Source organism: Spirochaeta cellobiosiphila DSM 17781 (genome assembly GCF_000426705.1).
GTDB classification, from domain to species: Bacteria; Spirochaetota; Spirochaetia; order DSM-17781; family DSM-17781; genus Spirochaeta_E; species Spirochaeta_E cellobiosiphila.
Window position 1 is genome coordinate 497,983 of record NZ_KE384555.1, and the last position, 8,134, is coordinate 506,116.

Below are 8,134 nucleotides of genomic sequence, written 5' to 3' on the forward strand. Positions count from 1 at the left end.
AGATAAGTGAACTTCTTTAACACTTGTTACAAACAAATATATCTCTAAATGAACGATCATTCTAAGATTTCTTATTAAGACAGATAACTTGATCATTAGAAAACTGCCTCTCCAAAACATAGTTAAAACGATTCACATCAAGGCAATATAGAAAATCGCTATAAGGTCCAACAGGATTTTTAATAAACTTCTGTCCACTACTATTTCTTAAGAATGTCATAACTTCTTCATAATCTACTGACTGTCCCAGAAGCTTACTTTTCATATACTCAGCAAAGAGATAATCTTCAATACAAGAATCATCCACAGTTGTTCCTGTGCAATAAATATTAACAATATCAAGTTTGGATTCCCTAATTAATTTGAGTAAAGCACCCATATTAACAAAACTTCCTACCACAACATGGTTAGTGGGCTTCTGAACACTGACCCCTTTTGTTCCTGCCGTTGTTGTATGAATTATAGTCTTCCCAATAAAGGATTTACCTTGTATATCAGTAGGAGAATTACCATAATCAAAGCCTTCAATCATAATCCCCTGCCGTTCTCCAATAAGAATAGAATTCTCATATTGCTTAGATAAGGCAAAGGCATCCTCTATTGACGTGGCTAATAAATAGCTACTGGGATTATTCTCCCAGACATAGTAAGACATAGAAAAAGCCCGGAACACATCAACGACAATAGTAAAACCATTAATGCCTTCGGGATCATCGGTGGGATTGTATATGTTTACTTTCATAAAAAAGACCTTAGCACAAAAAAAAACACTACAAAAGTGTAACCACTTTTTTTATTTTAAGTTTAGTTATTAGATATCAATGATCAGGAGGATCAAAAATGAGAACTATAAAACCTTTTCTCCTAGCAGGCCTCTTGGCTGTCTTAACGATTATACCTGCTATAGCTGACGTACCTGACGTTAAGCTTTCGACACCCATTACATCCAAGGACATTATGTATGCCTTACAGGATACCTATCGAGGTGTGGCAGATGAGGTTCTACCAGAAGTGGTAGAAATCAACGTTACTGAAGTCATCAAACAAAGAGTACCTAACTTTACTTCTCCCTTTGATTTTTTCCGTGACTCACCCTTTGGATTTTTTGGACCAAACCAGAATCAGGATGGTTCTGGCAAAGATGGTCAAAGTCAGGAAGGAACAAGAGAAATAGAACGACGACAACAAGGCCTTGGTTCTGGTGTTATTGTTCGTAAAAGCGGAAAAAAATACTATGTTGTAACCAATAATCATGTTGTTGGGAATGCAGATGAAATCAATATCAAACTTTATGATGGACGTGAATATGAGGCAAAATTAGTTGGTAAAGATTCCCGTACAGACCTAGCCCTCGTTTCTTTTGAAACAAAGGATAACCTACAAGTAGCTACTCTTTCCAAAGCGGATAATATGAGAGTAGGAGACATTGTATTTGCAGTAGGAAATCCCTTAGGATTTGAATCATCCATCACACAGGGAATCATCAGCGCTTTAGGTCGAAAGGCAACAGTCGGCTCGCAGATAGCTGACTTTACCGACTATATTCAGACAGATGCGTCTATTAACCCAGGAAACTCCGGAGGAGCTCTAGTCAACCTGGAAGGAGACTTAGTAGGTATTAATACATGGATCGCCAGTCAATCTGGAGGAAGTGTAGGGATTGGCTTTGCTATCCCTGTTGATGTAGTTGAACGTTCGGTGGATGCCTTTATCAAACATGGTAAAATTGAATATGGCTGGTTGGGAGTGTCCATAGGTAATGTTAATGAAGCAGGTATCACTGACATTGCAAAAGCTCTTAAGATAGACGATAAAGAGGGAGCCTTTGTATCCCAACTATTCCTGGACTCGCCTGCCTACAAAGGTGGAATATTACCTGGTGACTTAATCATCAAAGTTGATAACATACAGATTAAAGACAAAAATCACCTAACCCAACAAGTAGGAAGCCTCGCCCCAGGAACAGTCAAAGACTTAACAGTAATTCGAAATGGTAAGACCTTAACTCTACCTATCAAGTTTGAAGCCCGGGATGAAAAGGATACACAAAACAACAAAATGCTCTGGCCTGGATTCTTTATCGTAGATTTGGATAAAGATGTTCGTGACCAGCTAAAGCTTAATTCCGGAGTAAAAGGTGTTGTTATAGCTTATGTTATCAACAATTCCCGATCTCAAATTGCCGGCATAAAACAAGGTGACATCATCACCAGAATCAACGGCAAAAAGGTTTCTGATATATCTGACTTCTACCAAGAGTTAAATCAGGAAAAACCTAATAACATCCAATTTGAAATTTACCGTAACGGAAGTACATTCCGGGTAGGTTTATAAGTAACTCCTTTCTAGCTTTCTAGGCAGCTTCGGCTGCCTTTTTTATTGGCAATATAAAAAAGCATTCATTAGAATTCGAGCATGATAAAATTAAAACTTCGTGACCAACTACTGTTCTTTACACTCACTCTATTAGTGATTCCCATTATAACTATAGGAACAGCAGGATACGTCATAGCCCGAAAGGCCCTCATTTCAGAAGTAGAATTGAATCTTAAGACTCAGGCTTTAGCATGGAAAAGGGAGATCTCCCACTCCCTGTCAGAGCTCAAGATACTAGAAGAACGGGAAGAATCTCTCATTAAACAAAACCTGGCGACGATAAGCAAAAGCACGAGAAGGTTTATCCTTTTCAATGCCGAAGCTAATGAAAACAGAGAAGAACTATACAACTATATTGCCCAAATAAAAGTAGGGACCACAGGATATGTTTTTGTTATAGACCTTAAAGGAAACTATATAGTGTCAGCCAATAGAAAACGGGATGGTGAAAACATATGGGAAGCCCAGGATACCGAAGGTAACTACTTTGTGCAGGAAATAATCAAAGAGGGACAAAAGCTGAGCAATGATCAAGTGTTATATGTTCAATACCCATGGAATCGCCCTGACACTGGGGTAGTTGAGAACAAAATCACAGGCATAACCTATATTCAAGAACTGGGATTAATTGTCGGAGCCGGGTCTTATCTATCAGAGTTCCAAGGTTCCACATTGAGAGAGGACTACATTAATAGTATTAAAGATGAAATAGCCCAAAAAGTCATAGGCAAATCAGGATACATTTGGATCATTAACTCCGAAGGAGATTATGTTGTATCAGAAGGTCGGAGTGCTGATGGAAGAAACATTCTTAATCTGACAGATGCCGATGGACATTATTTTATGAAGGAAATGCTGACCCTGGGAAAAGAATATGACAAAGAAAGCGCATTAATCTATTACTATTCCTGGATTGATGAAGGGGAAAAGAAACCCCGTGTCAAAGTAGCCGCCATAACATACATGCCAGAACTGAATTGGCTTATTGGTCCCTCCAGTTATCAATCAGAGTTCCTGGATAGTCTTAACGAGGTACGTCTCTGGATCCTTATGATTGGACTAATATCCCTGGGATTAGGGGTGATTCTCAGTTTGTTATTTGCCAATACCATTGCCAAACCAATTCGCTTTCTGACAGAGGAAGCTAAGCAAATAGCCATAGGACGCATCTTCGATCAAAATGTTCTCATCAAACGCAATGACGAAATAGGAGAACTGGGTGCCAGTTTCACCACCATGCGACGTTCTTTAAAACACAAAACAGAAGAATTACAAAAGATATCTCAGGGAGATTTAAGTTCAGACTATCATACGGACAGTGAGGAAGATCATTTAGGACAATCCCTCATGAGTATGAAAATATTCCTCACCCAAATGATAGAGAGTATCTACTCAGCTATAGATCAAGTGACCATATCGTCCAATCATCTGGCGGAATCAAGTCAGTCCGTATCCCAGGGAGCTACCGAACAGGCGGCAGCCTTAGAACAAATGACTTCCATGATGGATGAAATGACAAGGGTTATTAAAGAAAATGCAAGTATATCAGATAAAACAGCACAATTTAGTAATGAAGTTCTAGACTTAGCTAAATCCGGGGGCAAACAGCTCAACGAATTAGCTAATTTGATGAAAGATATCAATGATTCCACAAATGAAATCAAGTCTGTTGTCAAAATAATAGATGACATTAGCTTCCAAATAAACCTCTTAGCCCTCAATGCCAATGTAGAGGCTGCTAGAGCCGGTAAATATGGAAAAGGTTTCGGGGTCGTGGCAGAGGAAGTAAGAAACTTAGCCGGCCGTTCTGCAAAAGCTACAGTAGAAACAAGTGGAAAGATGGAAGAGACGGTAAAAAAGATCATATCTGTTAATAATATGACTAATGAAACTGTTGCCAAATTCCAGGAAATCGTCAGTAAAGTGGAAGAAATATCCAGTGGTTTAAATCAAATGACAGAGAGTGGCAAACAGGAAGCTTCCCAAATCATAGAAGTCAATGGCGCTCTAAATGACATATCCACCGTCACCCAAAGCAATTCTGCAGCAGCAGAAGAGAGTGCTTCTGCCGCAGAAGAATTAAAGGGACAGGCCGATCAGTTGGAAGGTCAAATATCTAAGTTCACAATCACTGACAAGGATCACCATTTATTGACTGAGTAAAGCAAGCAAACGAACGAACATATTTCCGAGAATGGCTACATATAAGACAAGCAATAATAGACTCAGAATATTACGGTAATGAAACCTTTGGGCGAAAACCTTTGTCTCTTCATTGATGGGATAAAAATCACTCTTCCACCAGAAGATTTGATATTTCTTACATTTGATCATGGCCATAATGGAGGAAACAAGTATCAAGACAAAAGCCGATATAAAGACAACAGCGAAGGCGATTAGCCCAGGAAGTGTCTGATTAATCAAAACAATACCAGCACTGGATATCAAAGCGATCCGACCTATGAACTGAGCCTTCTTGATCTTCACCAAGAGAGGGGGAACATTTAATTCGTCCATCTAATTTTTCTCCCTAAAATCCTTATCTATGGCAGCAGCAGCACGCCGGCCTTCACCCATGGCCAGTATAACCGTGGCAGCACCAAGAACAATATCACCACCAGCATAAACACCTTTTATGGAAGTCCTATTGTCTTCATCTACCACAATGTTACCCCACTTGTTCACTTCCAAATCATTAGTGGTTTGGCGTATCAGAGGATTAGCCACATTGCCTAAAGCAGGTATTACCGTATCCATATCCAGGAGAAAATCACTGCCCTCAATAGGCATAGGACGTCTTCTACCAGAAGAGTCGGGTTCGCCCAATTCGTATTTCTGACATTTAATCGCCTTTACATGCCCCTTGTCATCACCAAGGATTTCTACAGGATTAGCAAGAAAGTGAAAGTTAATCCCCTCTTCCATAGCATGTTCGATCTCCTCTGCTCTGGCAGGCATTTCCTGTCTTGTTCTCCGATAGATCACATTGACTTGCTCCGCTCCAAGACGTAAAGCCATACGCGCCGCATCCATAGCCACATTACCTCCGCCCAGGACAGCCACTTTATGGGAGTCATAGATGGGCGTATCCACATGGTTCTTATCGTAGGCTTTCATTAAGTTAGCCCTGGTCAGGTATTCATTGGCAGAAAACACTCCTATAAGATTCTCACCTGGTATACTCATAAATCGGGGAAGCCCCGCCCCGGAACCAATAAATACGGCATCAAAACCTTCCTTTGTCATTAAGGCTTCAATAGTATTGGTTCGGCCCACAAGATAATTCATATGAAAATCAACACCCATGGACCTAAGATTAGCCACTTCCTGTTCAACAATTTGCTTAGGCAAACGGAATTCGGGAATACCGTAAATCATAACCCCGCCAGCCTTATGAAACGCTTCAAAGACAGTCACTTGGTGCCCCTGTTTACGCAGATCCGCTGCAGCTGTTAATCCAGCGGGACCGGAACCGACGATAGCCACCTTCTTACCCGTATCAGGTTTACATTGGGGAGTCTGAACAGCTCCTCGATTACGTTCCCAATCGGCTAAGAATCTTTCAATACGGCCGATGGCCACAGACTTCATAGGATCTTTTAGCCCCTTACCAACAGTACACTTGGCCATACACTGTACTTCCTGAGGACAAACACGGCCACAGATAGCAGGAAGCAGACTAGATTCCTTGATAGTATCAACGGCCTCCTGAAACTTCCCTTCTCCTGCTAATTTAACAAAACGAGGGATATCGATTCCTACAGGACAGCCCTGCACACAAGGTTTATTTTTACAATCCAGACAGCGTTGGGCTTCCACTTGAGCGGCCACTGGTGAGTACCCCAAAGCAACCTCTTCCTGATTATGAGCCCGTACTTTCGGATCCTGACTAGGCATATCCATTTGGGGAATAGCCATTCTGGATTTGGCATTTAAGGAAGAAATATCCATGGTATCCCATAGTGTTTGGGCATCCTTTAATAACAATTCTGGTGTTTTATGTTGCATTTAATGGTCCCTCTTCTGAAGAAGTTCTGCTTGTTTATCAATCACACATTGGTGATTAGCCTTGGTTTCCTGCTTTTTATAGGACTGTTGTCTTAACATCATATTGTCAAAATCCACTAGATGACCATCAAACTCAGGACCATCAACACAGACGAATTTAATTTTATTATCTACAGTAACCCGGCACCCACCACACATCCCAGTTCCATCTACCATGATGGTATTAAGAGATACAGTCGTTTTAACCTGAAATGGTCTCGTTGTTTCCGCACAAAACTTCATCATAATAGGAGGGCCAATGGCCACCACCTCATCAACGGCTCCCTCTTCACAGAGAGCCTTAAGAGGTTCAGTCACCAAAGCTTTACGACCATAAGATCCATCATCTGTACAGATAATCAATTCATCACTCCACCGGGACATCTCTTCCTTCATAATCAGCAGATTCTTATTACGAGCTCCGATAATAGTAATAACCCTATTCCCTGCTTGTTTATAGGCTTGAACAATGGGATGAAGAGGAGCCACACCGATTCCTCCCCCAACGCAAACAACCGTCCCCACCTTGCCAATATGAGTGGGAGTCCCTAAAGGACCTAGAACATTCTCAATAGAATCACCAGGTTCTAGTAAGGACAAATCAGAGGTTGTTTTACCAACGGTTTGAAAGATTATAGTCACCGTACCCTTTTGGGCATCTGCATCAGCTATGGTAAGGGGAATACGTTCACCATAATCTTTATCTAATTGGATGATGAGAAACTGCCCAGCCTTCCTGTTAGAAGCAATAAGAGGAGACTCAAAAGTCATTCGAAAGACACCATCCGTCAATTGCTGCTTTTCAATTATCTTATTCACACACACCTCTCTTCCCTTAGGAATAAAGTAACAATTAGAACACTTAAAATCCTATTGTATCAAGACATTATAACAGAATATTGGAAAGACCAGAAAAAATAAAAATCTATAAATATCCCTGAATAGTGTGTACAATAAAAACACAATTAAAATTATTTAAGGATTTAAGGTATGAAAAAAACTCTAAAAAAGCTAATAGGTCTGATGTTTCTTATACTGTTTTTGGGTTGTAGTGATACAGCCACAACATCAAAGGATAACCGTTTTAAGGTATCAAATATCGAATGGAAATTATACAATTATGATAAAGACTACTTCCCCAAAAATCGTGAGAACGATTTATTGGCGGTCTCATGGAGATTCGATTACACAGGAAATAAATCTCAACTTAAAAGCATAGAGTTTACTGATGGTCAATCAACCTGGAATGGTATAGGACAAAGTGATTTGGACTGGAAATCAAATAGTGTGAGAATTAAGAAAAACATTTATTCCTTTGATTATGGGAAAATAGGATCAACACTGCGCACTGGAGTGTATACATTCACGTTCACAATGGTTGATGATTCTACTTCTACCATAAGCATGAACTTGCCAATTCCAGGATCAACAACTGACAAGGATTATAATTATATTACAATAGATCCTGCACTTTTTAATACTACTGGTTATGCGCCTATGATACCAACAGCAAAAAATCTTTCTGCTAAACAGAATGGGACTAGTTACACAATTACGTTTTCTGCCAATAGTAATCTTATATATGATGGATGGGTTAATTTCTATGATAAAGATAAAGAGTATGTAGGTATGTATTACTATTTTAGAGATGATAATAACAATATAAGTAAAGAACTAAACAATGGTTCTCAATTCTATACAGATGGGCAGA

At 39.9% G+C, this 8,134-nt stretch carries 7 protein-coding genes; 3 read left to right on the forward strand and 4 right to left on the reverse strand.

All coding sequences use genetic code 11. The features are described 5' to 3' along the window. Positions 1-61: 61 nt before the first annotated feature. A complete protein-coding gene (locus K345_RS20990; RefSeq protein ID WP_053228286.1) occupies positions 62-742 on the reverse strand; it encodes a 2-phosphosulfolactate phosphatase in 681 nt (226 codons plus the stop codon). A 98-nt stretch (positions 743-840) separates the two neighbouring features. Between K345_RS20990 and K345_RS20995 the strand changes: the two genes are divergently transcribed. Together K345_RS20995 and K345_RS22435 are read left to right on the forward strand one after the other, a co-directional pair. Then, a complete protein-coding gene (locus K345_RS20995; RefSeq protein ID WP_053228287.1) occupies positions 841-2,334 on the forward strand; it encodes a Do family serine endopeptidase in 1,494 nt (497 codons plus the stop codon). A gap of 81 nt (positions 2,335-2,415) precedes the next feature. Continuing rightward, the gene (locus K345_RS22435; protein WP_053228288.1) at positions 2,416-4,539 is read left to right on the forward strand and encodes a methyl-accepting chemotaxis protein; all 2,124 of its coding nucleotides are present in this window, start codon (positions 2,416-2,418) and stop codon (positions 4,537-4,539) included. On the opposite strand, the gene K345_RS0112585 is transcribed toward K345_RS22435, so the two are convergent. Genes K345_RS0112585 through K345_RS0112595 form a run of 3 tightly spaced genes read right to left on the reverse strand, consistent with a single transcriptional unit; the run spans position 4,525 to position 7,242 of the window. Next, a complete protein-coding gene (locus tag K345_RS0112585) occupies positions 4,525-4,893 on the reverse strand; it encodes a hypothetical protein (RefSeq protein ID WP_028974457.1) in 369 nt (122 codons plus the stop codon). The two genes, K345_RS22435 and K345_RS0112585, sit on opposite strands and share 15 nt — an antisense overlap. Then, a complete protein-coding gene (gene gltA, locus K345_RS0112590; protein ID WP_028974458.1) occupies positions 4,894-6,384 on the reverse strand; it encodes an NADPH-dependent glutamate synthase in 1,491 nt (496 codons plus the stop codon). Beyond that, positions 6,385-7,242, reverse strand: coding sequence for a sulfide/dihydroorotate dehydrogenase-like FAD/NAD-binding protein (locus K345_RS0112595; RefSeq protein WP_028974459.1), 858 nt, complete (start codon positions 7,240-7,242; stop codon positions 6,385-6,387). It lies immediately after the preceding gene. A gap of 171 nt (positions 7,243-7,413) precedes the next feature. Between K345_RS0112595 and K345_RS0112600 the strand changes: the two genes are divergently transcribed. Beyond that, positions 7,414-8,134: hypothetical protein (locus K345_RS0112600; RefSeq protein WP_028974460.1), on the forward strand; the 721-nt coding region annotated here is incomplete at its 3' end.